At 49.3% G+C, this 24,318-nt stretch carries 26 protein-coding genes, 1 tRNA gene and 2 pseudogenes; 7 read left to right on the top strand and 22 right to left on the bottom strand.

The annotated features are described in order from the left end of the window. Positions 1-3: 3 nt before the first annotated feature. From H6F72_RS05895 to H6F72_RS05865, 7 genes are all read right to left on the bottom strand, one after another. Positions 4-741: a GvpL/GvpF family gas vesicle protein gene (locus tag H6F72_RS05895; RefSeq protein WP_190432668.1), complete on the bottom strand. Its 738-nt coding sequence runs from the start codon at positions 739-741 to the stop codon at positions 4-6. Between the two features lie 51 nt (positions 742-792). Beyond that, positions 793-1,254 carry a gas vesicle protein K gene (locus H6F72_RS05890; RefSeq protein WP_190432667.1) on the bottom strand — a complete coding sequence of 154 codons (462 nt, stop codon included), beginning with the start codon at positions 1,252-1,254 and terminating at the stop codon, positions 793-795. A gap of 151 nt (positions 1,255-1,405) precedes the next feature. Further along, positions 1,406-1,777, bottom strand: coding sequence for a gas vesicle protein (locus H6F72_RS05885; RefSeq protein ID WP_370527453.1), 372 nt, complete (start codon positions 1,775-1,777; stop codon positions 1,406-1,408). Positions 1,778-1,788: 11 nt separating this feature from the next. Then, positions 1,789-3,048, bottom strand: coding sequence for a gas vesicle protein GvpN (gene gvpN / locus H6F72_RS05880; RefSeq protein WP_190432666.1), 1,260 nt, complete (start codon positions 3,046-3,048; stop codon positions 1,789-1,791). Beyond that, positions 3,045-4,151, bottom strand: a complete 1,107-nt coding sequence (gene gvpC / locus H6F72_RS05875) for a gas vesicle protein GvpC (RefSeq protein WP_190432665.1) — start codon at positions 4,149-4,151, stop codon at positions 3,045-3,047. Before gvpC ends, gvpN begins: the two co-directional genes overlap by 4 nt. A 93-nt stretch (positions 4,152-4,244) precedes the next feature. Then, positions 4,245-4,463 carry a gas vesicle structural protein GvpA gene (gvpA, locus tag H6F72_RS05870; RefSeq protein ID WP_190432663.1) on the bottom strand — a complete coding sequence of 73 codons (219 nt, stop codon included), beginning with the start codon at positions 4,461-4,463 and terminating at the stop codon, positions 4,245-4,247. A 369-nt stretch (positions 4,464-4,832) separates the two neighbouring features. Beyond that, positions 4,833-6,746: an AAA family ATPase gene (locus tag H6F72_RS05865; protein ID WP_242016800.1), complete on the bottom strand. Its 1,914-nt coding sequence runs from the start codon at positions 6,744-6,746 to the stop codon at positions 4,833-4,835. On the opposite strand from H6F72_RS05865, the gene H6F72_RS05860 reads away from it, so the two are divergent. After that, positions 6,741-8,609 (top strand): ArsA family ATPase, encoded by a 1,869-nt coding sequence (locus H6F72_RS05860; protein ID WP_190432661.1) that lies wholly within the window; start codon positions 6,741-6,743, stop codon positions 8,607-8,609. The two genes, H6F72_RS05865 and H6F72_RS05860, sit on opposite strands and share 6 nt — an antisense overlap. An 8-nt stretch (positions 8,610-8,617) precedes the next feature. On the opposite strand, the gene H6F72_RS05855 is transcribed toward H6F72_RS05860, so the two are convergent. From H6F72_RS05855 to H6F72_RS05800, 12 genes and pseudogenes are all read right to left on the bottom strand, one after another. Continuing rightward, on the bottom strand, positions 8,618-9,295 hold the full coding sequence (locus H6F72_RS05855; RefSeq protein WP_190432660.1) for a GvpL/GvpF family gas vesicle protein: 678 nt from the start codon (positions 9,293-9,295) through the stop codon (positions 8,618-8,620). Between the two features lie 90 nt (positions 9,296-9,385). Next, entirely contained in the window at positions 9,386-10,984 is a 1,599-nt protein-coding gene (locus H6F72_RS05850) for a hypothetical protein (protein ID WP_190432659.1), read from the bottom strand. 20 nt (positions 10,985-11,004) lie between these two features. After that, complete coding sequence (locus tag H6F72_RS05845) at positions 11,005-11,250, bottom strand: HNH endonuclease (protein WP_190432658.1); 246 nt, start codon at positions 11,248-11,250, stop codon at positions 11,005-11,007. 24 nt (positions 11,251-11,274) lie between these two features. After that, positions 11,275-11,607, bottom strand: a complete 333-nt coding sequence (locus H6F72_RS05840) for a KGK domain-containing protein (protein WP_190432657.1) — start codon at positions 11,605-11,607, stop codon at positions 11,275-11,277. Positions 11,608-11,610: 3 nt separating this feature from the next. After that, positions 11,611-11,916: a KGK domain-containing protein gene (locus H6F72_RS05835; protein WP_190432656.1), complete on the bottom strand. Its 306-nt coding sequence runs from the start codon at positions 11,914-11,916 to the stop codon at positions 11,611-11,613. Between the two features lie 28 nt (positions 11,917-11,944). Further along, a pseudogene (locus H6F72_RS31030) lies at positions 11,945-12,112 on the bottom strand (KGK domain-containing protein); the annotation flags it as partial. Positions 12,113-12,124: 12 nt separating this feature from the next. Next, entirely contained in the window at positions 12,125-12,325 is a 201-nt protein-coding gene (locus H6F72_RS05825; protein ID WP_190432655.1) for a hypothetical protein, read from the bottom strand. Between the two features lie 74 nt (positions 12,326-12,399). Beyond that, positions 12,400-12,786 (bottom strand): annotated as a pseudogene (locus H6F72_RS05820) (KGK domain-containing protein). A 16-nt stretch (positions 12,787-12,802) separates the two neighbouring features. Then, a complete protein-coding gene (locus H6F72_RS05815; protein WP_190432653.1) occupies positions 12,803-13,132 on the bottom strand; it encodes a KGK domain-containing protein in 330 nt (109 codons plus the stop codon). Positions 13,133-13,327: 195 nt separating this feature from the next. Beyond that, positions 13,328-15,814, bottom strand: a complete 2,487-nt coding sequence (locus tag H6F72_RS05810; protein ID WP_190432652.1) for a dynamin-like GTPase family protein — start codon at positions 15,812-15,814, stop codon at positions 13,328-13,330. Positions 15,815-15,973: 159 nt separating this feature from the next. Next, the gene (locus H6F72_RS05805; protein ID WP_190432651.1) at positions 15,974-16,585 is read right to left on the bottom strand and encodes a chorismate lyase; all 612 of its coding nucleotides are present in this window, start codon (positions 16,583-16,585) and stop codon (positions 15,974-15,976) included. A 111-nt stretch (positions 16,586-16,696) separates the two neighbouring features. Beyond that, a tRNA-Leu gene (locus H6F72_RS05800) sits at positions 16,697-16,778 on the bottom strand. A gap of 330 nt (positions 16,779-17,108) precedes the next feature. Here H6F72_RS05800 and accC point away from each other — a divergent pair. Continuing rightward, the gene (gene accC / locus H6F72_RS05795) at positions 17,109-18,461 is read left to right on the top strand and encodes an acetyl-CoA carboxylase biotin carboxylase subunit (RefSeq protein ID WP_190432650.1); all 1,353 of its coding nucleotides are present in this window, start codon (positions 17,109-17,111) and stop codon (positions 18,459-18,461) included. Further along, the gene (locus H6F72_RS05790) at positions 18,461-18,604 is read left to right on the top strand and encodes a hypothetical protein (protein ID WP_199298899.1); all 144 of its coding nucleotides are present in this window, start codon (positions 18,461-18,463) and stop codon (positions 18,602-18,604) included. Before accC ends, H6F72_RS05790 begins: the two co-directional genes overlap by 1 nt. Here the strand turns inward: H6F72_RS05790 and H6F72_RS05785 are convergent. After that, a complete protein-coding gene (locus H6F72_RS05785; protein WP_190432649.1) occupies positions 18,601-18,888 on the bottom strand; it encodes a YggT family protein in 288 nt (95 codons plus the stop codon). The genes H6F72_RS05790 and H6F72_RS05785 overlap by 4 nt on opposite strands. 253 nt (positions 18,889-19,141) lie before the next feature. Between H6F72_RS05785 and psbX the strand changes: the two genes are divergently transcribed. From psbX to H6F72_RS05770, 3 genes are all read left to right on the top strand, one after another. Further along, the gene (psbX, locus tag H6F72_RS05780) at positions 19,142-19,261 is read left to right on the top strand and encodes a photosystem II reaction center X protein (protein ID WP_190432648.1); all 120 of its coding nucleotides are present in this window, start codon (positions 19,142-19,144) and stop codon (positions 19,259-19,261) included. 348 nt (positions 19,262-19,609) lie between these two features. Then, positions 19,610-20,407: a Ycf66 family protein gene (locus H6F72_RS31025; protein WP_190432647.1), complete on the top strand. Its 798-nt coding sequence runs from the start codon at positions 19,610-19,612 to the stop codon at positions 20,405-20,407. A gap of 191 nt (positions 20,408-20,598) precedes the next feature. Continuing rightward, positions 20,599-21,900 (top strand): chloride channel protein, encoded by a 1,302-nt coding sequence (locus H6F72_RS05770; protein WP_370527452.1) that lies wholly within the window; start codon positions 20,599-20,601, stop codon positions 21,898-21,900. 38 nt (positions 21,901-21,938) lie between these two features. On the opposite strand, the gene H6F72_RS05765 is transcribed toward H6F72_RS05770, so the two are convergent. Continuing rightward, positions 21,939-22,142: a chlorophyll a/b-binding protein gene (locus H6F72_RS05765; RefSeq protein WP_190432646.1), complete on the bottom strand. Its 204-nt coding sequence runs from the start codon at positions 22,140-22,142 to the stop codon at positions 21,939-21,941. 25 nt (positions 22,143-22,167) lie between these two features. Continuing rightward, on the bottom strand, positions 22,168-23,205 hold the full coding sequence (locus H6F72_RS05760; protein ID WP_190432644.1) for a succinate dehydrogenase/fumarate reductase iron-sulfur subunit: 1,038 nt from the start codon (positions 23,203-23,205) through the stop codon (positions 22,168-22,170). Between the two features lie 644 nt (positions 23,206-23,849). Here H6F72_RS05760 and H6F72_RS05755 point away from each other — a divergent pair. After that, entirely contained in the window at positions 23,850-24,272 is a 423-nt protein-coding gene (locus tag H6F72_RS05755; protein ID WP_190432641.1) for an AbrB family transcriptional regulator, read from the top strand. The last annotated feature ends 46 nt before the right edge of the window (positions 24,273-24,318 follow it).

The following is a 24,318-nucleotide window of genomic DNA, read 5'->3' as shown; positions in this document are numbered from 1 at the left end:
AATTTAATTAGCAAGTTGGGCGAAGTTATAGGGAGCGGTGAAGTTGTTGTAGCGGATGCGTAACCGCCCCTCAAACTGCAAATCCAGTGCTTCCACTTTTTCACTAAATGCAGCTTCATCATCCCAAGCAATCAAATAAGCCGCGTTGTAGATCATGGCTTCTGTTAGCGGATCATTTTCCAATGCACTGCTAGCTAGAGGATTCAAGGTAGATCGAAATACTTGAATAATGCTTTGCTTGCGAGCTTCTACGGCTTGTTCGATCGCCTGACCAATCCGAATTACCTCATCCATACTGAGGGATTTACCTTCTAAGCGATCGCGCTCGGAGCGTAGCTGCTCATCTTGAGCTAACAGAGCTTGTACCTCAGCCTCAGCGTCCCAAAATATTTTTACACCAACTTCTCTGCGGCCATCAAGTTTTTGGAACAGTTGTTCTAATTTGGGCCCCTGAGTTGCAGTGAGTTGTTCTGTGACGGTGCGCCAATCTTCTACAATTAAACCAAATTGCAAAGGGAGCAAAGTTCGGTGGCCTGTATGCATTGCTTGTTCTAGCACCTTCTCGTGGTCTAGCAAGTTGCGCCGGCTGGCTAAATAACGCTCTTGCTGGGCCTCGGAGTAGAGAAACGTGAATCCATCTAAAACATGGGTATGAACAGGCTGTTTATCTAAACCCTGGGCTTCTAATTGTTGGGGGCCAGGGGTGGGGAAAATTCCATACAAATACAATCCAGTTCCCATCTGTTTTACCTATTGCAATGTTTAAGGATTAAGTGCAATGAATACTATTTTTTATAGCGGCTGTGAGGTCAGCACTAGCTTGAGTTTGGCTTGAATTAAATTCAGTTGAGCCAGTCCTAGATCTACGCTGCCTTCAACGACCACACCTGTATTTAGGAGGCGATCCAGCAACTCTAGAATTGAGGGATTAGTAGAAGTCTCGCCCGGATAGTAGCCTCCAGCTTTAGGCAACAGATTGCCAATTTCTCCCAAGTCAATATTTAAGTCTGCGGGATCCACTTCAAAGATTTCGCAAAGGTGAACCACTTGTTCTTCTAACTTACGGAGACTGCCAGCAGCTCGGTCTAAATCCTCGTCGCTCAGGCGTCCTGCTTCCATCCGCCGAATCACCTGAGCTTCCATCAGTTGCCGCACTAGCTCGACCACAGTCAGCAGCAACGGCGCTAAACCAGCATCTTTAGTTGATCGCTGAGGCTCTAGCAATAAGGGGGGCGGGGGGTCTGATAATGGCATGGCTTGACCCTAAGGCTACGAGTTTAGTATGCCCAGCGCAATCGCCATCCTCCCATTTCACTCTTATCCACAAAACTCTTACCCACAAAAAAAAGTGGGCATGAAGCCCACTCGGAGAGGGAGAGTCTATGGCAAAGGAAAAACTATGTTTTTAAGCGGGAGCTGTGGGTAATGCGGTGGGAGCGGTGCGTAAGGCTCGCAATTCTGTTTCTAAACCCTCAATCCGTTGGAGGAGTTGCTGATTGGCCTCCATCAGGCTGTGGGTTTGGCTGCTGAGATGAGGATCGCTTTCCCACCAATTGATGCCAATCTCCTTCGCCTTATCTACCGAAGAAATTAGCAAGCGAATCCGAATGCTCAGCAGTTCGGTAGAGCCAACTGAAACGGAAATGTCTCCCGCAATCACAATGCCTTTATCTAAAACTCGTTCTAGAACATCGGCTAAGGTTGAGCCTTGAGTAGCGGTGGCGATCGCACCACGGTTAGAACTGCTAGGGGCGGGCATTTGGGGGAAAGTAGTCACAGTGGGCTTCCTCAGGAAGTGACGTAGAGGCGATTGTTGCGTTGAGCTAGGATTCCCTTTTGAGCTAGGGAACGTAACGCATTCACCGCCTGAAATCGATTCATGCTTAAAGCTGCTTCAATTTCTGAGACTCTTGCTCCCTCAGCTTGGCGCAGATAGGTATAGACTTCTGCCTCATCTAACCCCAGTTGGTCTTGGTCGTTAATTTCAGGTTCCGCGATCGCAGCGACAGGTTCAGTTGCAGTTTGAGAAGCAGCCTGGGGTTCAGCAGCCTTTACAGTGGCTGTCTCGACTGCAACTGAGGTGGTTGTGATGGTCACAGCGCGATCGACATACTCTGCTCGTGGCGGTGCAGTTGCGGGTGTGGGTGAGGTCGCCTTAGGTTCGCGGCAAACGAGTTCGTTGAGGAGTTCCCAAAGCAGGGTGGTAGATTCTTGGAGGGGCAAACTGGTGCGAGAAAGCAGGATGTCCATGCAGATATCGCGGAAGTCAGCATCTTCTGCCATGACAGGAATATTATGCTCTTGGCAAACTTTGGCGATCGTGATGCCAGAGCGTAAACCAGAAGATTTCTCAGCCCCTGATTTGAGGCGAAAAGCTTTGACCAACTGAGTGATGAGGATGGCACTTTCCCGCTCAATCTCGGTTTTCTGTACCAAAATCTCTTGCTGAGTCAGCTCATCTGGTTCCGGCATGTTGATTGTGACCAAACGATCCATCAAGGCATCTTGGGTAGAATGCACCCCGCAGTATTCTTCTGGATTGGAGGTGAAGATGGCCCGGAATTGAGGATTCACTCGCACATATTCGGGACGATTGCCGCTGGGTGGCAAAGCCAAAATTTTTTCTTCTAAAGCGGAGAGTAAAACGTTGTTGACTTCGGGACGAGAGCGGTTGAACTCGTCGTAGACCAAGGTGAAACCTTCACGGCAAGCCAAGGTGAGGCGCGAGTCTACCCAGTTTTGCTTGAGTTCATCCTCAACTTTGACGACGCTGTGGATGAAGTTGTCTACAACTTTTTTGCGGGTATAACCCAATTGGTTGCCAATTAAGTCTGAAGTTTTGAACTCGTCATCGCCAAAGACCAACATAATGGGCCGAGTCAAAAGATCAGCCAAGTGTAAAGCGAGAGTGGTTTTACCTGTGCCAGCAGGGCCACGCAGATGCACGGAAAATCCAGATTGCAGGTAGCGCAAAGCTCTAGCAGCCACACGCTCGACGGCGGGAGTGCTGACAAATCGACGGGGGCGGGCTTGTAGGACAGTACTCACAGGTTAAATTCCTCTTGGGTGTAATAGACGCGATCGCGCTGCGTAATTAAACCTTTGGTGATTAAGGAGCGGAGCACATCGACGGCCTGAATTCGATTAATCGTTAAAGCAGTTTCTAATTCTGCTAAACGAGCTCCTTGAACTTGATGGATGTAGTTGTAAACTTCTTTTTCGATGTCTACAGGTGTGGGTTGAGCAGGGGGAATTGGAGCGCTAGTAGGCTCTGAATTTGACCTCTGCCCGTCTGTGGCCCCCCTCTCCTGTAGGAGAGGGGATGGGGGAGAGGTTTGGCTTTGAGTTAATTGATTTTCTAAATCTGCGCCCCAAACAGAAGTTCGCAAGTGGGTGCAATATTGCTGTAGTTCAGTGCGAAAGGTGGCGAAGCTTTGGAATAGAGCTGCGACACGGGCTTGGCGATCGCTTCTACTTTGACTAAGTGTTTGTTGTAGTTGTTGGGCTCGGTCTTCTCGCAGTAGCTCCAACTCCCACAAATAGCTCTGCACATCAGCACTGAGTTTCTCGACAAAGGTAGTGAGTTCTTTTGCTTGTTGGGTTCGCATCAAGACTCGTTCATGCTGACTGGTTGATAAGAGCGCTTGAGTTTCTTGTTGCAGCGTAGAAACTCGTGTTTGGATCTCTTGGCGCAGCAGGGTAACACTGGCATTTAGCTTGGAGTGGAATTGGCGTAGTTCTTGGGCTAATTGCTCAGCCATCAGCGATCGCTCTATGGCAGTCAGTGATAAGAAATCAGCCGTCTGCTGTTGGAGCTGCTGTACAAAAGTATCTAATTGTTCAGCTATCTCCTCAGCTTGGATTTGACGCTCTAAGCGACTGTAAGCCAAAAAATTTTGGGTTTCTTGTTGCAACGCCTGGACTGATTGTTGTAATTGCAGGCGGAACAAATGTTGATTGGCTTGCCAAAGCTCGCTCTCTTCAGTTAGGTCAGCGCGGAATGTAGCGAGGTTGTGGTGCAGCTGATCTGCTTTTACTTGGCGTTGTTGCCGCGTTGCCGCTAAAGTCGCCTGAACTTGTTGCTGACGCTGAGCTAGTTGCTGCTGACGCTGCCGCCGCTGTTCTTGCCATAAATGTCTCAGAGCAACCATCGCGAGTTTCCTTCTACAAGCCGAGAGAGCAACTGAAATAAAAGTGGGTGAAATGAAAGAATGGGGAGTCGGCAAGACCCCCCAAGCTAGTTACTAAGAAGCAGGAACAGCAGCCTGAGTGGTCAAACCAACAGCTTCGGCATACTTTAGGTAGGTTTCTACAGAAGCGATGACTACCCGTGCTTCGATTGCCAACAGTTCAATGCCTACTAGAGAAACGCGAACCCAAGCATCGATTACAATGCCTTTGTCGAGGATGCGGTCAATTACTTCAGCCAAGCTAGAGGAGGAGTTTACTTTTTCAACAGCCATGATGATTTCCTAGGTGTATTAGTTGATAATTTTTTGGGGCCTGAAACACCACAGCCTTCTCATAGCAAGGGTTTGATTGGGATGTGGGTACAAGGCTAGAATAGGTATTTGAAGTATTAAAAAGGCCAGCATAAACACGGAAAATCTGCCTCAGCAATTTTTGCTGTTGAGAGAAGTACTGAGGACAGTGCGTGAAGCTCGGAAAAGCTTTTGCAATGAATTGATTCAGGGATGCGATCGCTCCCACCTCAAAAATAAGCAGCACTTCATCATTAAAATGCTGCCTATAGGAACCTGCTTTTTTAGAGAAAGCTGCACTCCATGCACCTGAGAGCTTAGGGGAAAGAGATATGGAGTTGGCGTGAGGAGTTATGGGGTTTGTCTTTGGGTGGCGAGAGCTTGATAAGCAGCGGCAAACTCATCGTTACTAATCCGAATTTGGGTAGGATCAGCAAGTCCTGTGGCTCGGTAATGTCGAACAGCTTCTAAAGCGGCTTGATTACTCAGAAGGGCCAAATCTGCACCGTTCCAGCCTTCTGTTTGTGCGGCCCAAGATGCTAGGTCTACGCCTTTTAAGGGGCGATCTTGGTTATGTACTTGCAGAATGGCGAGGCGACTGGCTTGATCCGGTAGATCGATTTTGAGTTGCAAATCTAAGCGTCCCGCTCGTAGGAGGGCAGGGTCGAGGGCATCCGGGCGGTTGGTCGCTCCAATCAGCAACACGTTGGGGCAGCCTTGCAAACCATCTAGTTCCGTCAACAGTTGACCAACAACGCGATCGCTCACACCAGAATCTCCGCTGAAGCGGCCTCGTGCTGGAGCCAGGGTGTCAATCTCATCGACAAATACAACACAAGGAGCCGCTTGACGAGCTTTGCCAAATAATTCCCGCACTGCTTGTTCTGCAGCACCGACCCAACGGCTCAGCAGCTCTGGGCCATTAACGGCGATGAAGTTGGCTCTGGCTTGAGAAGCTAAGGCTTTAGCAAGAAGAGTTTTACCTGTGCCTGGTGGTCCCCAAAGCAGAATGCCACGGGGCGCTTTGGCTCCTGTTTGTTGGTAGAGTTCTGGGTAAAGCAGTGCCCCTTCCACGGATTCTTGCAGCGTTTGCTTGAGGTCGTCCAAGCCGCCAATGTCATCCCAAGCTACGTCCGGTGACTCAATCTCTACTGAGCGTAGAACGGCGGGTTTGACTTCTTTGATGGCTTGCAAGAAGTCCTGCTGCGTCAGGGTCATTTCTTCGGGCAGGGGTTCGTCCAAAGACGGGACTAAGCGACGCAAGGCACTATAGGCAGCCTTTTGGCAAAGAGCTTTTAGGTCTGCACCGACTAAACCCACTGCCAGGTCTGCGATCGCCCCTAAGTCCACTGAATCTAAGGGCATGGACTGGGTGAGAATCTGCAAAATCTCCAATCTGCCATCGCGATCGGGCACTCGGAATTGGACTTCGCGATCGAAGCGACCGGGACGGCGTAGCGCTGGGTCAAGATGATCGGGGCGGTTGGTGGCAGCGAGGACAATTACACCTTCGGCTTTGGCGAAGCCATCCATGAGGCCCAATAGTTGCGCGACCAGACGCTTTTCAACTTCCCCTTCGACTTTGCTGCGATCGGGAGCAAGGCTATCAATTTCGTCAATAAATACCAAGCAAGGGGCTGATTTGGCGGCTTTTTCAAAAATGGCTCGCAATCGACCTTCGGCTTCCCCGTAGTATTTGCCCATGACTTCCGGGCCAACGATCGCAATGTAGTTGACTCCTAAGTCCTCAGCTAAGGCGCGGGCAGTTAGAGTTTTGCCTGTTCCCGGTGGCCCTACTAACAAAACTCCCTTGGTGGGTTCTAAGCCTAATCGTTGTAATAATTCTGGACGCTTGAGGGGAATTTCTACCAGTTCTCGCAGTTCTTTGAGGACAGGTGCTAATCCACCCACGGTTTGTAATGGTGGAGTTTTAGAATCGCGGGTCGGTGGCGTGACGGTGACTTCGGGGGGTGGGGCAGATGTTGCATCAGCGCTAGGAGAAGTGACAGGCCCACGACGCACACCCATACCTGAGGGGATGTTTCCTTGGCGGGGAATACTACTTAAACTGCGGGAGCGAAACTGAATATCTGTTTTGATTTCTCCCTGTTCTGCCTTTTCTTCTAGGGCTTTGGCGAGTTCTATCAGTTGCTCGAACCCTTTGAATAAGTTGTCCATGCTTGTGCTGCCAGTGAGGTGATGCGAGATAGCGATCGGTTCCAGGCCCATTGATTCAGGTGTAACAATCTTTACGAGCCTATGCATCAGTATGATTCCCTGCAACTCGCTCTCTTTAGCGGCAAGGGGGGTGTCGGTAAAACCACGCTTTCTTGCGGTTTCGCTCGCCGCTGGGCCAAACAGTTTCCTGACCAACAAATCCTTTTAGTTTCCACTGATCCAGCTCATTCCTTAGGCGATGTGCTGCAAGTAGAAACCAGTAATACATCCCATGCCTTAGCCGATTTACCCAACTTACAAGTGCGATCGCTGGATGCGGCTGCCCTCCTGCAAAACTTCAAAGCTCGGTATGGTCGAGTCCTGGAGCTCCTGGTAGAGCGGGGTAGTTTTGTCCAGGGAGAAGATTTATCTCCTGTTTGGAACTTAAGTTGGCCTGGCCTTGATGAGTTGATGGGCATTCTGGAAATTCAACGCCTACTACGAGAAGGAGAAGCCGATCGCGTGGTGGTGGATATGGCACCTAGCGGCCACACGATTAACTTGTTTAAGTTAGTGGATTTCTTAGATGAGTTGCTGGCAGCCCTAGAACTATTTCAAGAAAAACATCGAGTTCTCAGCCAAAGCTTTACCGGACGCTACACTGCCGATGATGCCGATGCTTTTCTCCACGAGATGAAGGCAGAGCTACTCACTGGGCGACAGCTTTTGCAAAACCCTGACTGCACTGCTTGTTTGGTAGTGGCGATCGCGGAACCCATGAGCTTTTTGGAAACTCGGCGGTTTCTAGAAGCACTGAACCAACTGCAAATTCCCTTGGGTGGATTGCTGGTGAATCACATTCTCACACCGCTTGAGGGTGGCGATCGCTACTATGAGCAGCAGGAGATTTTAGGCAAGTTTCAAACGCTGGGTGAGCAGCCGATTTTTACCGTGCCTCAGCAACTTGGGGAACCTGTCGGCTCAGTCGCACTCGATCATCTGGTGCCTCAAATCGCGCCTTTAGAAGTTGTGGTTTCCACTCCGCCAGTCATTGTGCAATGGCCTACCAAAGTTTCTCCCGGTTTCGAGGATTTTATGGCGGCAGGTCGGCAACTTTTACTCGTTGGGGGCAAAGGGGGAGTCGGTAAAACCACAGTCGCCGCCGCGATCGCTTGGGGCATGGCTGAACAACATCCTGATCGCCAAGTGCGAGTGATTTCCATAGACCCCGCCCATTCGTTAGGTGATGCCTTTGGACAACCGTTAGGGCACCAACCGACTGCTCTGACCCAGAACTTAACTGGACAAGAGATTGATGCTAGTCAAGTCTTAGAGCAGTTCCGGGAGGAGTACCTGTGGGAACTGGCGGAGATGATGAGTGGAGATAGTTCAGAGGGCGATCGCACGTTGAGTATTGCCTACGGCCCCGAAGCATGGCGACGGATTGCCGCTCAAGCGTTACCAGGCATTGATGAGATGTTGTCGCTAATCACGGTAATCGATTTGCTGGAGCGGCAAGAACAAGATTTGATTATTTTGGATACCGCTCCTACTGGGCATTTACTCCGCTTTCTAGAAATGCCGACCGCTCTGGGAGATTGGCTAGCCTGGATTTTTAAGCTGTGGATTAAGTATCAAGATGTGTTAGGGCGAACTGAGTTTATGGGTCGTCTGCGATCGCTACGGCAACGAGTGATGCAAGCACAAAAACGGCTCCAAGACCCGAAATACACCGAGTTTATTTTGGTGTTACAAGCGCAATCGGCCATTGTGGCGGAGGGCCAGCGTTTAGCTCAGTCCTTGGCGGAGATGGGGGTGCCTCAACGCTACGTGGTTCACAACCGCTTTGCACCAGAACTCCAACTGACTGCTGATGCCTTGCCCCAACACACCATGATTCATCTGCCAGTCTTGCCCCGCTCAGTTAGTCCCCTCGCTCGGATTCAAGGTGCAGCGGAGCTGTTGTTCTAAAGCTCAAGCTAAACGAAATGATAGGGAGGGAGCGCTTCACTTAAAGTCAGTTCCCAATGAGGGCATTGAATTTGCCAAGTTTGCAAGTGTTCGTAAAGTTGGGGGCCTTCCTGAGCGCTTACCAACAGATATACTCGTTGGCTGCCATCTTGAGCTTCCCCCAAGACTGGCCCCGGATAGATTTGGGCGATCGCTTGCACTAAAGTTTGCCACTCAGCCGTCTGTTGCTGTTGCTGCTCATACTGACTTTGGAAACGACGTTTTTTGGCTAAAAAATATTCTCGCCCCTGTGCCTCTGTTGGCAAGGTGGCTTCGATTTCTAAGACTAAGGGAGTTAACTTCAGGGTGTATTCAGCTTTGCCAGTCACCCTGGCTAACTTCTCTAGATATTCCTGGGTGTGGGTTTGCAAATGGGCTAGCAATCCTTCAGTGGATAAAAACCGAGTGCCAAACCGCAGGGGCAATAAAGCGGTTTGCTCAAACAATTCTCGAATCACGCGATCGTGGGTCAAAACTGCTTGGACTAACTGAGCGTCATGATCTTGTAGCGTTTCGAAAGACAACTCAGGTTCGATTAGGGCAGAGAGGCGATCGCAAGTCACTAGCTCCAAAGCACTCACAATTCCAGACGGTAGTTCGATGGCACTTGTGGGTGTATTGAGGAAAGCATAGGTGTACATCGGCATCTAGGCGAGCTTGAAGCAGCCAGGTTACTTCAGGCAGGACGTGGTGAACAAAGGCGGCATTTTCCTGCTTTATTTATCCACTTTAATCCCCTAGGTGACGGAAGCTGAAATCAGCTCAAGACCAATTTTGAGTTGCAGGCGTCCAGCAGACCAAGCATCACTTACAGGTGGTTGTAGGGCGGTGGGAGTGCCCTGCAATAGCTGTTGCAGGAGTGGTGTATTCGCCTCAATCGGCTGAAGTAGTTGGGCGAGGAATGTAGCTACGGGTTGTAATTCTTTTCCACCTGCGCCGGAAGTAACTCGAATTAAGGTTTGGGCCGCCAAAGCATTGGGAAGGGCTTTGAGTACTTGTCCAGTTGACAAATCGAATAGCCAGTTTAAGTGAGGAGCGCTAATTTCGAGTACGGCAAACAACCGTAGAGTCCCCGTCAGCCAAAGCTCATTAGGTTGCAGTACCTCCGCTGGTATGCCGCCTACAAGGTGCATTGTCTGATAAGCGCTGCTGGTGAGCTGCCACAGCAATTGAGGGAGCCAGCTATCCACACAAATTTCTGGCTGAAGCGGCCCATCCGGTGTTAGCTCAGTGGCATTGGGTATCATCTTGGCGATCGCCTCAGCAGTTGCCACAACACTCGGTAGCAGCACAGCAGAGAGATCAGTAGAGGCTGGATCGGCTTCAGGCGCAGCAGTTGCCTGAGCGATCGCTACACTCAGGGGTTGTAGCTGAGTCTGAAAGTAGGCTTGCGCGATTGCTGGCTCGGTTAGCTTGACTTTTAAGGCTGTTTCAAATGCTGATATTCCGTTGGGGGCTGCGAGATCAGTGAGGGTTGTGCCCTCGGTAAATTCAAACGCAAACTGCAACTGTAAGGTGCCCGACTGCCAAGCTTGTCCGGGTTGGAGACAATCGACTGCGGTAGGCTCAGTAAAACGCTGCATTTCTGGTGTCACGGTCTGCATTTGCTGGAGCAACTGCTGGGTAAAGCACTGTGCCCAAGTGGGTTGATTGCAGAAATTTTCGCCCTCAGTCTGAATCAGGGCTTGCTGAGTCAGATTGTTGGCAGGCGGCTGATTGGTGGCTAAATCTAAGGCCCATTCTGCATGGGGTAACTTCAGTGTTAGCAGCGCCACGAGACGCAAAGCTCCCGTTTGCCAACCTTGCCCAGGCTGAAACACTTTCGCCTCAACGCCACAGAGCAGGCGCATTAAGTCGTAGGAGCTTTTGGCAATGTACCAAAGCCACTGCGGAATTAAGTCTTCAATCAAGAAATAGTCTGGTAGGGTCGCAGTTGCAGGAGACACCACTGGCACAGAATCCGAACCTAGAGAGCTGGTTTGTAGCGCTTCCAAGACTTCGTAGGCTTCTTCTGTGACGTAGGGAATTAAGTTTTCAGCCGTTGGCTCTAAGTCGCTCGGCCAGCCACTCTGGGGCGATCGCAACTTGGCTACAATTGCCACCAATTGCTGCATCGCTTCTAAAACGGGCTGAGCAACTGGCTGAGCTAAGACTAGTGGCTGCGAGTTGCCCTCAATAGCGGTTGGCTCGCTCAACTTCAAAACCGTTTTGGCGATCGCGGCAAAGTCAAATGCGGGGTCAAACTCCTCGGTTTCAGCCACCAACTCTCCTTCTAGGCACTCGATTGCCTCAGGAGCTAGCATCGGTACCACTAGAGAAGATTGAGGTTGGATCATGGCTGTCTCTGCTGGAGTATCTAGAGGTTGAAGTGGCGCTGGAATCGCGGATCGAGATAATGCTGTTTCTGACGATTGCAAGGCAGACAGAGCGTTTGCAGGTTGCTAATGTCGTTAGCCCCGCCTCGCGCCAGTGGAATAATGTGGTCAATACTGAGATGCACCTCTAATTGAGTCTGCCCACAGCTTCGGCATTGATAGCGATCGCGCTCAAACACATATTTGCGAACTTCTGGCGGAATCCGAATGCGAGGAGTTTTGCTCATGATGTTGTGCTTACGGCTTGTTGCTCACGAATGGTCCTGCCAAACATCGTTAGGAATCGCCTGACGAATATCATCCAGGGGTGACTTTATTTCATCAGGAAGAAATTCTAGGCTGACTCTGATCTTGCCTTTACGCCAACCCTGTCCATCAAACTTGAGGGCTTCACATTCCATGCCTTCAGCAAAGACACTAATTGCTTGATCGGAAGGTAAGGATTTCTCGGCGATCGCTTCGATAAATTCAATTGCTCTAAGGGTACGCGGCAATTCTAAATATTCTGAAATCTCTTCGGAGTAAATCGAAAGTACTTCATCATATTTCAAAGCTTGAAATTTGTTTTTCTCGCTGTTTTCCATAAGTTAATCGCGCTCGCCCTCTTCTGAGATTTGTTGACGAATATCATCTAAAAGTGAATCTGTTTCATCAGGGCAGAAGGCTAAACTAATCTTAACTTTTCCCTTGCGCCAACCTTTAGAGGGACTCAAAATCTCACAACTAATACCTTTACCTAGCCACTCTTCAGCCTCATCAGAGTACAAGTAATCTCGTTTCAAAAGCTCAAGAAATTCACCAACCTTGAATGTCGTATGCGAGACTACTATCTGATCAGCTTCCTCTACAGAAATTACTTCGCTATTAGATAAGACTTGGAATTGACTATTCATTCTTTTTTCTCAGATTTGTTTATGTAAATTAATGAGATTGCATCTGGCGAATATCATCCAGGGGTAATTCTGCCTTGCCATTCAATAAATCAACATTTTCAATCGCCTCTTCTGATTCATCAGGAGAAAACTCTACTGCTATTCTGATTCTGAGCTTTCCTTTTTTCCATCCTTTAGCGTCAGGTCTTAAGATCTCACAATCTACTCCTTACTTAAACCAGTCTGGCCAACTTCCTGGTATACCTCCCTTGGAGGTTAATGCTGCGGATAAAGCTTGATGACCAGGAACAGGAAATGTTTCTTGCACCTTTGACAGGAATTCCCCCAATTTAAACATCGAGTTAGAAAATAGTAAGGCAGCATCTTTATCAAGAGATTGAGGGTTAAGCTCTCGAAAATCATTACTCATGGATATTTCTGGGTTAGATGGACATTGAGAAAAATATAGTCTTCATCGGGCGCACATTATTCAGCTTGCCGTAACTATTCATTAATCATTTGACGAATATCATCAAGCGGTGACTCTGTTTGATCAGTTTCTGGCTCATCCGGGCAAAACTCTAAATCTACTCTCACTCTGATTCTAATTTTTCCCTTTTGCCAGCCTTAAGGCCCAGGTCTAAGAACTTCACAATCTCCCCCTTCACTAAACCACCATTCATTGCATTCCTCTTGATAAGACTGGCTAAAGCTTCGGACATTGATGGGGATTTTTTGTTGTCCCAGAGTTTCGCTTAGATAATAGCCTGTATTACTTGAATTGAAAGACTTGTTGACGGCTTCAATAAGTTTCTCTGTTTTGAAGATTTGAGATTCAAAAGAAACAATATCTTTGCTGTCAAAGGTTTTTAGGTCGTACCAGTTACTCATATTCTGAATTTGTCTATTAATGTTCTGCGATCGCTTGCCGAATATCATCGAGTGGTGATTCTGTTATTTCAGGCTCATCGGGGCAGAATTCTACACTGACTCTGATTTTGATTTTTCCCTTCTGCCAAGATTTATCGCCAAGTCTCAAAATTTCGCAAGATACACCTTCTTCAAGCCACTTTTCTGAAGAAACTCCTAGATTGGTATTAAATTTTATTGGCACCCAATTTCGATCCATGAATGTGTTTTTTACGACATTTTTGAATTTACCTGTTTTATGCAAAACAGAACCAAATGCAATCACATCTTCATTACCAAACTCAGATAGAAAATCTTGGTTTTCCATGTAGCTCTTAACTCCTAAAGTTCTTGGAGACGGGTGTCGGATGTTGCTTTAAGTGGTCTTGACTGTACTTTTAGAGACTCTGCACTGGCCCCTCAATTCCCCAATTCTGGGGGAAGCTAAGAATCTAGTTTTTCCTTTGAGAAAGTTAAGAATCCAGTCCCCCCAAATTTGGGGGGCTAGTGGGGCCTTCTACACTTAAGCCAAATTAGCGTTGGTCTCAGTCACACTAGTTTGAGTCCCATTACTTGAACCAAAATCAAAAGTTTCTGAGTTGTAAGCAGCAGGAACCGTTTGATCTAGATCAGGAGTAGAGATAAAAGGGAGTTGGCGATCGCGTAATTGCATTGCTTGTAAACAGCTATTGATCGCTTCAACTGCTTGGTTATAAGTGGCAATATTGTGATCAACTTCTGTGAGGAGACGTTGATTGCGGAGGATTTTTTCTTCCGCTTCCTTCTCCAGCGTTTGCTCCAAATAAGCGCGAGCATGGTCATATTGCTGGAAAATTGCATCCGCTTGTTGCTCCGCCATGGGCAACAGGTGAGTTTTCAGCGTTTGGTTGAGCGTTTGGCGGAAATTGCGGCGGATTGTGGCCGACACCTTCGGCTCAAAATCTAGCTTCAGCAATTGGCGAATTGCGGGTTCTGCCTCAGCCATACTTTCGCAGTCATACCCTTGAGAAGTTTGTTGCAACGTTTGGCGCAGTTGGAAAAAGAACGGCGAATCACCAAAAAACTGCGGAGTTTCGCGCACATAGCGATCGCACTCAATCCGAGCTTGGTTCGCGATCGCGTGTCGGACTTGCGCTTCTAGATGCTTCAGTTGGGCCTCAATGCCGCCATCATTGCCTAGTAAGCGATAGAGCTTGCGGTAGTAGTCTGATTTGCGAACCTGCTCCGTCAAGTATTGGAAAAAGGCAACCACTACCGCTTGAGATGCCTCGACTAAAACGGTTTCTAGCTCATTTGCCAAATAGTAGAACGCCTCCACCAAAATCGCCATCAGAGGGGCTGTGGCATTGCGAGGATGGCTGAGCGTGGCGCGACTGTAAGCATCTGCCACCGAGAACGTATTTAGCAACTCATCCAGACGGCTGACCATGCGGGCTTTGAGCCTGATGAACGCTGCCTCAAACGTCGCATTGGTGACATCTCCGGCGATCGCATTTACTTCTTGGGCGATCGCTTGAGAAAAATCGGCTCCAATTTGCTTCAACTCATGCCCCAGATGCTCCAGTTCACGAGCTTTCATCGCATCGATCGCGCGGGGTTGGCTGTCTAGCTCCCGCCGAGCTGCGAGATAGTGATTGCGGAGATTAATACAGAGCGGTTGCAAATCATCGGCTAGGTTAGCGAACAGTTGCGGGCGCTTTTCCTCGGTGAGGTAGCGGGTGATCGCTGTGCGGAATTCCTCAATGCCGCTGTCTTGAATCAACTGCTCCACCAGAGGCGCGCCCGACTCTTGCAGAATCCGCACGTAGTTTTCGTTGGGTGTTTCGTAGCTGTTGACCGAAATGCGGAAGCGACTGGAGGCCAGCTTGCCAGAGTTGGCGCAGTAACGGTTGAATTCATTCACAAACTGCGGCGTTTCTTCCTGCCCATCCAAGCCCTTGATGCTCTCCGCAAAGACAGAATCGAGGCCAAAGCGATCGCCAACCCTAGTTTGCTTAATCTGGCTGCCATAAAAGCCCAGCAAACCACTGGTTTTGTAAACTCTGCTTGAATCTTGGAATTGGGCATACACCAAATCATCCAGCCGTTGCCGCAGTTGGCTGTTGTACCAAGTTTCATCAATGCGGTTAAACACATAGAAGACGCGATCGCGAATGCCGATATTACTCCGCATCTTTTCTAGCAGTTCGGTTTCTTCCGTGGTCATGTCTCCCGCCGCCGCAGGTTTTAGGACACAAACCACGGCTGACGTATCGGAGTCTTCAATTTTGCGGTAGGTCAGCTCGGCATCTTTTTTCACCGGAGCATCAATTCCGGGCATGTCTACCAAGACGTTGCCATCTTGCAACAAGGGGTGATGGCAGTAGTACTCGATCCGCCTCAGAACTGAGCTATTGCTACCCCGACGAGCAAAACTAGCGGCTTCTTTGAGGCTAGAGAAGTTGAACTGCTCCATTGAGTAGGTGGCGTGATTGGTAGGGTGTAGGCGATCGCGGTTTGCCATAAACCCCTCCATCAGCAAAATCAACGCTTTGGCTTGCTTGGCCCGCTCTGACTTACTTTCGCCACCTTCCTGTTGAATAATTGCCTGACAGCCTTGGTGCAGCAGACCCATTACTTCCGGCTGATCAATAGCGATCGCTGCCGTTAGCCCTAAGCGTTGGCAGAGTGCCTGAGCCTGCTCCCGAATCTCGGCTTCACTGAGAAACGTGAGCACCACTCGCTCCTGATCTGGCTCGGCATATTCGACATAGCACTCGGTTCCGGTGGCGTGGCCTTCAGCGCTGTAGAGCAACTCGCGTTCTAGCAGGGCGTTGATCAACATCGACTTCCCGGCACTAAACGCCCCCGCAAACACGATCTGGAATTTAGGAGCGATCGCTTTTTTCAGGGACGATTGAATGACGGTGATATCTTGCTGGGTACGGAGCGACGGTTCGTGGTGCAACAGTTGCAGCAGAGAATCAACCTGATCTGGCAGGCTCTGACACTGGAGGGGCATTTGAGTCATGGTGGCAAGTACTGGAGAGGGAATTGCTGTGAACGCGGACTAGTTCTAAACTCAACCCCCAGAGTTCCCATTCCTTGCCGAGCAGACGCAGGATAACCCTGCATTTCGGGCGGTTATCCGTCTCTTAGTAACCAAGAAAATCAAGACCGCCGGACGGAGTTAGTCCAGCTTCATCGCTCCCAAATAGCGCTGTAAATAAGGCGAAAACACCTCATAGATCAGCGTTAGCGGCTGTCCATGATGCCAGAACAAATAGTGACGTCCCCAAAAAGGCCCCGTTTGCTCAAACGCAGACTCTAAAACTGCAGAATGACCGTAATAAACTCCTTGCACATCCCGATATAACTCAGTGCGTAAGCGGGCCAAACTCGCCCAAATCGGCAGTGAGCGATTTTGCAGATACTCGTCTACATGGCTCGCCTCCCACCAAGAAGCCGCATAGGCCAGTCTTTGCCCGGAAGCTGTGCGCAACCAAACTTGTCTCCTTAAACGGGGTCCTGGAATCAGTTGGATTTGAGCGGGCGCTCCATCTGAGTCCATACCAATCAAGGACATATCAATCACATCTACTTCAGTAGGCTCACCCGTTAGCAACTGTAGATGTTTGGTCGGAGAACCGTCTCCCAACAAAAGCATCTGCCAAGCAGGAGCTAACTGAGCATGCGGCAATCCTTGTTGAATGCCCACGCCCTCATCCTGCCAGAGAGGATCTAAAGCGTACCAGGGCGCTGGTAGAGTAATGCTTTTGTTAGGTTTAATAGTGGAAGTCAAAGCTCTTTACAAATCTTTTCATTCTTCCTCCGATCATAAACAGGAAATGCTTAGGAGGCAAAGAATCAAGAAATAGAGAGCTGAAACTCCAAAACACAGAATGGTTAAATATGCGGATGGCGAGACTCGAACTCGCAAGGCGTGAGCCACACGCCCCTCAAGCGTGCGTGTCTACCAATTCCACCACATCCGCGTGGTTTTAGAGGCTGCCAAGGTGCAAATGCCCTTGATTTCCTCCGGTTACCTAGAATAGCTCATAAACTGACTTTTGGATCAAAATTTTGAAGAACTCTGAAATATTTTCTTCAGAGGCGATCGCAACCCAGTGCAGATGAAGGAAATGCAACTCTATCTTGAAGTTCTAGGCGCACTTCGCTTTAGTTAAGCTACCCCAGCGTGATACGATCAGTTTCCGGTCTGAGGTTTTCGTGTAAGTTCCTGGGTTTGGTTTCGCCGTCAAGGTGTCTTCCAGAGCGCCTCAGAAAGCTTTATTTTACTCATTTATTGACCTTAAAGCTGGAAGATGCTTTTTTCAAAAATTCTGATTGCAAATCGAGGGGAAATCGCCCTCCGCATTCTCCGGACTTGTGAAGAAATGGGGATTGCGACAGTTGCGGTTCACTCTACGGTTGATCGCCATGCGCTCCATGTGCAGTTAGCAGATGAAGCTGTTTGCATTGGCGAACCACCCAGTGGCAAAAGTTACCTAAACATCCCCAATATCATTGCGGCAGCTTTGACTCGAAATGCCACCGCCATCCACCCAGGCTATGGCTTTTTAGCAGAGAACGCCCGCTTTGCGGAGATCTGCGCGGATCACCAAATTGCCTTCATTGGGCCTTCGCCCGAGGCGATTCGTTTGATGGGCGACAAATCTACTGCCAAGGAGACCGCTCAGCGCGCTGGTGTACCTACGGTTCCAGGTAGCGATGGACTTCTGACAGATGACCAAGAAGCTTTAGCGATCGCTCGCAAAATTGGCTATCCCGTCATGATCAAGGCGACTGCCGGAGGTGGCGGTCGGGGGATGCGACTAGTTCTTGAGGAAAGCGAGCTGAACAAACTGTTCATGGCTGCCCAAGGTGAAGCTGAGGCAGCCTTCGGTAACGGTGGAGTTTATCTAGAGAAATTTATTGAGCGACCCCGCCATATTGAATTTCAAATTTTGGCTGACAGTTCTGGCAATGTCATCCATTTAGGCGAGCGCGACTGTTCCATTCAGCGCCGCCACCAAAAGTTGTTAGAAGAAGCGCCAAGTCCCGCCCTGAGCCAAGAACTCCGCGAGAAGATGGGAGCGGCAGCGGTTCGGGTAGCTCAATCGATCAATTACGTGGGAGCGGGTACGGTTGAATTTCTCCTAGATCAAACGGGGAATTTCTACTTCATGGAAATGAATACCCGCATTCAGGTAGAGCATCCAGTTACAGAGATGATTACTGGACTCGATTTGATTGCGGAGCAAATTCGCATCGCTCAGGGGGAAAAACTCAGACTGACCCAAGAGCAGGTGGTACTCAAAGGTCATGCGATCGAATGTCGGGTAAACGCAGAAGATCCAGACTTTAACTTCCGCCCCAGTCCAGGTCGCATCAGTGGTTACTTGCCACCAGGGGGACCCGGTGTGCGGATGGATTCGCATGTGTATACAGACTATGACATTCCGCCCTACTACGACTCCTTGATTGGCAAGTTGATTGTTTGGGCACCCGATCGCCCCTCTGCCATTAGACGCATGAAACGGGCATTACGGGAATGCGCTGTGACAGGCCTACCCACTACCATCGGCTTCCATCAGCGAATTTTGGAAACCCCAGAGTTCAACCGAGGCGAGGTTTACACCAACTTTGTGCTTGATGTAATGCAAAACTCAAAGTAATGGACACCGCCCCACTCCATACACTCAAGCCCTTAAGCCGTTTCTCGGACAGGGCGGTTGACTATGCCAAGTATCGACCAAGCTATCCCGAAGCAGCGATCGCCCTACTTTCCGGAGGTCTAGGTTTACAGAACCATGACTAGTGCAGCAGCATGGTCACGAGTCCTTGCTGGCCCAATAAGATTTCGCGCAGCAAGCTAAAAATTCCCACCCAAATAATCGGGGTAATATCTACTCCCCCAATTGGGGGCACAAGCTTTCTCAAAGGCAGCAGGAAAGGCTCGGTGGGCCAAGCCACTACATTGAAGGGAAATTGGTTCAAATTAACTTGGGGATACCAAGTTAGAACAATCCGAAAGATAAATAAAAAGATCATTAACCCCAATAAAGGGCCAAGCGTCCAGGTGGCAAGTGCAGCAGAAGTCATAAGCGCGGAGTTGAGTAGAGGATTTTTAAGCTTTGTAACTAAATTCACTCCTTAATTCTACCTGTAGGTGAGCCCGTCTGAGGCAGCGATCGCCTCTACCAGAGTGCTTCTAGCTGATCCAATTGCTTCTAAGTACATTCTTAAACTGCTCAGAGCAAAGTGCCAAAAGCGGCGCGTGACTTCTCTAAGGTATGACAAACCATTACAATTATGAAAACTAACTCATGGTTGTAATCAAGGACGAGGACTCTCTATGACTCCTTCACTCGCTAATTTCTTATGGAGCCTGGTTTGGGGTGCTGCCATCGTAGTCATTCCCGCGACCGTAGGGCTGATCGTCATCAGCCAGAAAGATAAAATTCAGCGCTCTTAATTGGCTGAACTCATTTGTAAAGCTAAGATTTCAAGCATTTTTTGAAACTTCCCTCAGACTGCTTCAGCAGTTCAAGCCAGCCTATTTCAACCTCAGCCCTGTTAGAGGCAACTTTAAGTTGTCTGACGCTAACAGACTGAGGTTTTTTTATGCTCAGCTATGGATTACCTTAGAGATAATTAGTGCAACCTAGTGCGACATCGCACCCAATCTAGAATCAAGACAAGTTCGCTACCCTACGAGTGTTAGCCCTCAGCGATCGCTGGCAAGCCAAAATCAGCTTACCTAGCATAGGGCGGAGGTTTTTAGCAAGACTCGCTAACATAGGACTGACTTAGGAGAAAGGCAATGGTAAACGTCGGACTTAGCTGGAGCAGCATGGTGGGCATTGCTCTTGCTATCGCTGGAGCAGCGCTTTATTTTCTGCGCTCAGTACGTCCAGGTCTAGCCCGCGATCATGATATTTTCTTTGCCGCCGTGGGGCTCCTTTGCGGTGGTATTCTCTTTTTCCAGGGCTGGCGACAAGACCCAATTCTACAATTTGGTCAGTTTTTATTAGCCGGGACAACCATTTTCTTTGCTGTAGAGAGCATTCGGTTACGGGGTGTTGCGACTGAGCAAGCGAAACGCAGTACTCCGATTGTGGATGATGAGCGACCCGTGAGTCGGGTGTATCAAGCTGAGTTGGATGACGTAACGCAATTCGACGAAGAGTGGGCCAATCGGCGGCGCATTCGCGGCTCTAGAGACAGCTATGCGACCCGTGAAGATGAGTACGAAGAGGATCTGCCTCGTCGTCAACCCATTCGTCCTAGCCGAGATGAGAGACTGGGTCCCGGAGAGCGTTCCCGAAGACCTCGCCCTCGTCCAGAAAGCCGACCCGTTGAAGACAGCGACATTTCAGACGCTTCAGTAGATTTGGATGATCGCCCTGCTAGAAGGCCAACGCGCCCCAACAGTAACGGCTCCTCTCGTCCTGCCAATCGAGATACCAATGGGGGTCCAAAAACTCGTAGACCTCGTCCTCCGCAAAATTCGGGTGCTTCAAGACGCTCGAACGTAGACGCGGAGCCGAGCGATTATGTAGATTACCAACCCATTAACTTCCCAGATGATGAGGGAGATAACTCCTCTAACTTCGATTAAGCTGCAACTTGAGTGGCTGGTTGTGGCTCAGCCAACCTGAGTAACCCAACTTAAGTAGCCAAGTTCCTCCATCCCTAAATTAAATCTAATCAACCAGCCCTGAAGCGGGAGCCGTCACCATACTGCTCCCGCTTCACGCTATTTTGGTTACTACTGAACATTTTTAAGCGTTTCTTCAGGAGGAAGTAGCGGTGCCATTTCAGCGGCGATCGACAGGGGCAACCAAGCCATATTGGGCAGTACCTTGGCTGGCTCAACTGAGTGAGCGCAACCCCCTGACCATGTCTCGCTGGGTACTGCTATGGATGACAGTGGGTGCGGCTGGGGGCCTCTTTGCGGCACTCTACTGGAATGTTTTAGAACTCCTGACCCATGCCCTAGAGGTCTTCACAGGTCCCGTGCTTCTGTTCATCATGCCTCTGGCGGGTTTGCTAATTGGTTTGGTGATTTACTGGCTAGGGAATCCAGGTGAAATTGCTGTGATTGTGGACAATATTCACTTTCAAGGCGGACGCCTGGATATGCGCCGTAATCCTGCCATGATCTTGTCTTCTCTCTTAAGCATTGCCAGCGGGGGGAGTGCGGGTCCAGAAGCTCCGCTAGTGCAAGTAACTGGGTCAGTCGGGACGTGGCTGGGCGATCGCTGGCAGCTACAAGGCGAAAACCTCCGCACCATGAGCTTAGTTGGCATGGCCTCTGGCTTTACTGCTTTATTCGGTGCGCCTCTGGGTGGTGCCATGTTTGCCCTAGAAATCTTGCATCATCAACACGTGGCGGAGTATTACGAAGCGGTTTTACCAGCGATCGTGGCTAGTTGCGCTAGCTACATTGTGTTTGCCGGGATTACCCATTTAGGCTTGGCCCCAACTTGGGAGTTTCCCCAGTACAACCTGGACCAAATTGACGATTTTGCTTTAGCCATTTTGTATGGCGCTATTGGCGCAGCAGCAGGATGGCTGCTAATCACCATTTTTCGGCTGTGTGACCAGTTCTTTGCCCGCTTCGGAGGACCGATCTACGTCCGCACGACTATTGCAGGTTTGGGACTGGGTGCGATCGCCACTTTGTTTCCCCTCACCCGCTTCTTTGGCCACCACGAACTCAGTGTCGTCATCACCACTGAATTCACCGCAACAGCCCTTTTAGCCTTAGCCTGCGCCAAAATGGCCGCTATTAGCATTACAGTCACAGGAGGCTGGCGGGGCGGCTTCATTATCCCTATTTTCTTTACGGGCACCTGTATTGGCAAAGCGATCGCCCTGTTAGTTCCAGGTGTCAATCCAGTTTTAGCCATGATTTGTACGATGGCAGGCATGAATGCAGCTGTCACTCGCACCCCGGTCAGTACTACGATCTTGTTGGCAAAATTAACCGGAGTTAGCACCTTGACCCCGGTGTTATTTGCTAGTCTGATCGGCTTTTTCTTAGCTCCTAAGGTTCCTTTGATTGCCTCACAACTCAAAACCAATCGTGAGGAGTTAGCCCATCCCTAAGCTATTCCTCAAAGCAGCCAGAGGTAAGCGAGCCCCGCTCATCGCAAGCCCAACCAAGTCCAAAAATCTTGATGCGTAAAGAATTCCAGAATTAGCAAGGCGACAAAGCCGATCATGGCAAATCGCCCGTTGATTTGCTCCGCATAGAAGGTCCAGCCGAAGGCAGGCTCAAAGCGGTTGTCAGCGCCTAGGGTGGCTTGGGGGGCCGTAGGCTGGGGGGGAGTAGAAGTTGTTTCGTTCATAGCAAGAATGTGATGAATCAGCAGATTAAGGCTGGGAATTAACCTGCTTTGACTCTACCGCTAAATTTTGCACTGACTCAATCAGCGATCGCACTTGGGGAGCCCCAGCAGAAGCGTGGAACGTAAAGGGGAACTTGCCTCGCTGCACCATCCGCAAACCCAGTTTCCCCATCGTGACTAAACCTCGGAGATCCCGGAAGGAGTTGGTTACGACCCGCAGACCAAATTGGCGCTCATCTACCCAGCCTCCTTGCTTCACCAAATCAACCAAGGTGCGACGGTGCCGAATTGGGCGGCTATCTTCTACAGAAGGGTTGGCTAGAATCTCTCGCTTGATGTTCCCAATCTGGTCCATTGGAGCCACGTCCATCGGGCAAACCGAGTTGCAGAAAAAGCAGCGAGTACAGCCCCACACGCCCTCTGTCCCCTGATTGTATTGTTCAAGGCGCTCAGCGGTCTTGACGTCGCGAGAGTCTGCCAGGGTGCGGTAAGCCTTGGCTAAGGCGTGGGGGCCGACAAAATCAGGATTGACGGTGCGGGCATTGCATTCGGAATAACAAGCGCCACAGAGAATGCAGTTGCCCGTTTGGTTGAGGCGCGATCGCTCAGCCGGGGTCTGCAAAAACTCCCGTTCTGGGACTTGCCGAGCCGCAGTACTGACGTAGGGATCGACAGCTTTCAAATTGCTCCAAAAGCTCTGCATATCGACCACTAAATCTTTCACCACAGGCATGTTGCCCATCGGCGCGATCGTAATTTCTGGCAAACTCTCAGCAGGCTGGGAGTTTAATGCTGCTGTACTGGCAATTTGTTGCAGTCGAGCTAATTCATGACCCACATTTTCTTTACAAGCCAATGCGGAACGGCCATTAATTCGCATTGAGCAACTGCCACAAATTGTATTGCGACAGTTTTTCCGAAAAGCTAAACTACCGTCTTGCTCCCATTTGATGCGATTTAAGCAATCAAGAATTGTCATGCCAGGATCAACATCAAGAGTGTAAGTCTGCACCCAAGCTGGAGCATTTTGGCTCTGTCGGTCTACTTTAAAGAGAACTTGCATGCTTAAAACCGAAGCCTTGAAATTTGCAGGGTAAAGTAAGAAATCACTGAAATTTAGAGTTTGGGCAAGAAGATTTCCGCCTGCTTCGTCACTTGCAGTTCACTACTTTGTTGATGAGTAGCTTTCCTGCCCTAACTCTAGTTTAATCCTGAACTTCTCTAACCTAGGCGACCCCAACAGTGCTTTACCGGCATCACGATCCGTAGAGCACCCTTACCTTTGCAATTTCTGCTCTAGGCGATGTGCATTCGACATTGCAAAGATGAAATTTTCCTGAGAAAACATAGTTTAGAAGTTTGTGACGAACTGTCCTTTCCTGCTAATTAGAGCGACTAGTGAGTTTTCCAGAGGAGAAGCAGGAGTCGGGATCATAACTTGTATAAACACTTCTCAGGTTGACAGCTCATTGAAATCGTGCATCCAATTATAAAATCTTCTAAAATACTCGTCATCGGAAATTTTGGCTGAGCAAAGGTTAAGCATTGACACAAAAATCTGTAAAGCGAACCTCCAAATATTAGTGATAAAACTAATTAGTAAAAGTCTTGTCAAAACATATAGATTAGAGGATATATTTTTTATAAAGCCACACACTGGCATTTCTTATTTACCCTCCTAGAGAGCAAAGGATATTTTGCAAAGTGATGACTGAAACTGAAACGCCAACAGCCCCATTGACGGGCAAAGCGCTACTGCAAAAAGTAAAAGAACTTTCTCACTTACCTCGGCGGGAAACGGCAAAGCGCTGCGGTTACTACACGGTCACAAAAAATGACCAGACTCGGGTTAATTTGACTGATTTCTATGATGCACTTCTGGCTGCTAGGGGTATTCCTTTAAGCCCTGAAGGTTCGAAGGATGGCCGTGGTAGAGAACCGACCTATCGCGTTAGTGTGCACAAAAATGGCCAAATTGTCATTGGTGCAACTTACACCCAGGCAATGGGATTAAAGCCAGGTGATGAGTTTGAAATCAAACTTGGTTACAAACACATTCATCTGATTCAGGTAGATGCCGATCGCAATGGTGGTAGGGCAGTCGATGATGATGAGCTAGACGAGGAATAAATACTTCTTCTAGTTTGCTTCAGGCATGAAGACAATTAATAGAGCG

Origin of the sequence: Trichocoleus sp. FACHB-46 (assembly GCF_014695385.1) — a bacterium.
Classification (GTDB): Bacteria; Cyanobacteriota; Cyanobacteriia; order FACHB-46; family FACHB-46; genus Trichocoleus.
Note: the sequence above shows the minus strand (reverse complement) of the source record. Positions and strands in the feature narration are given on the sequence as shown.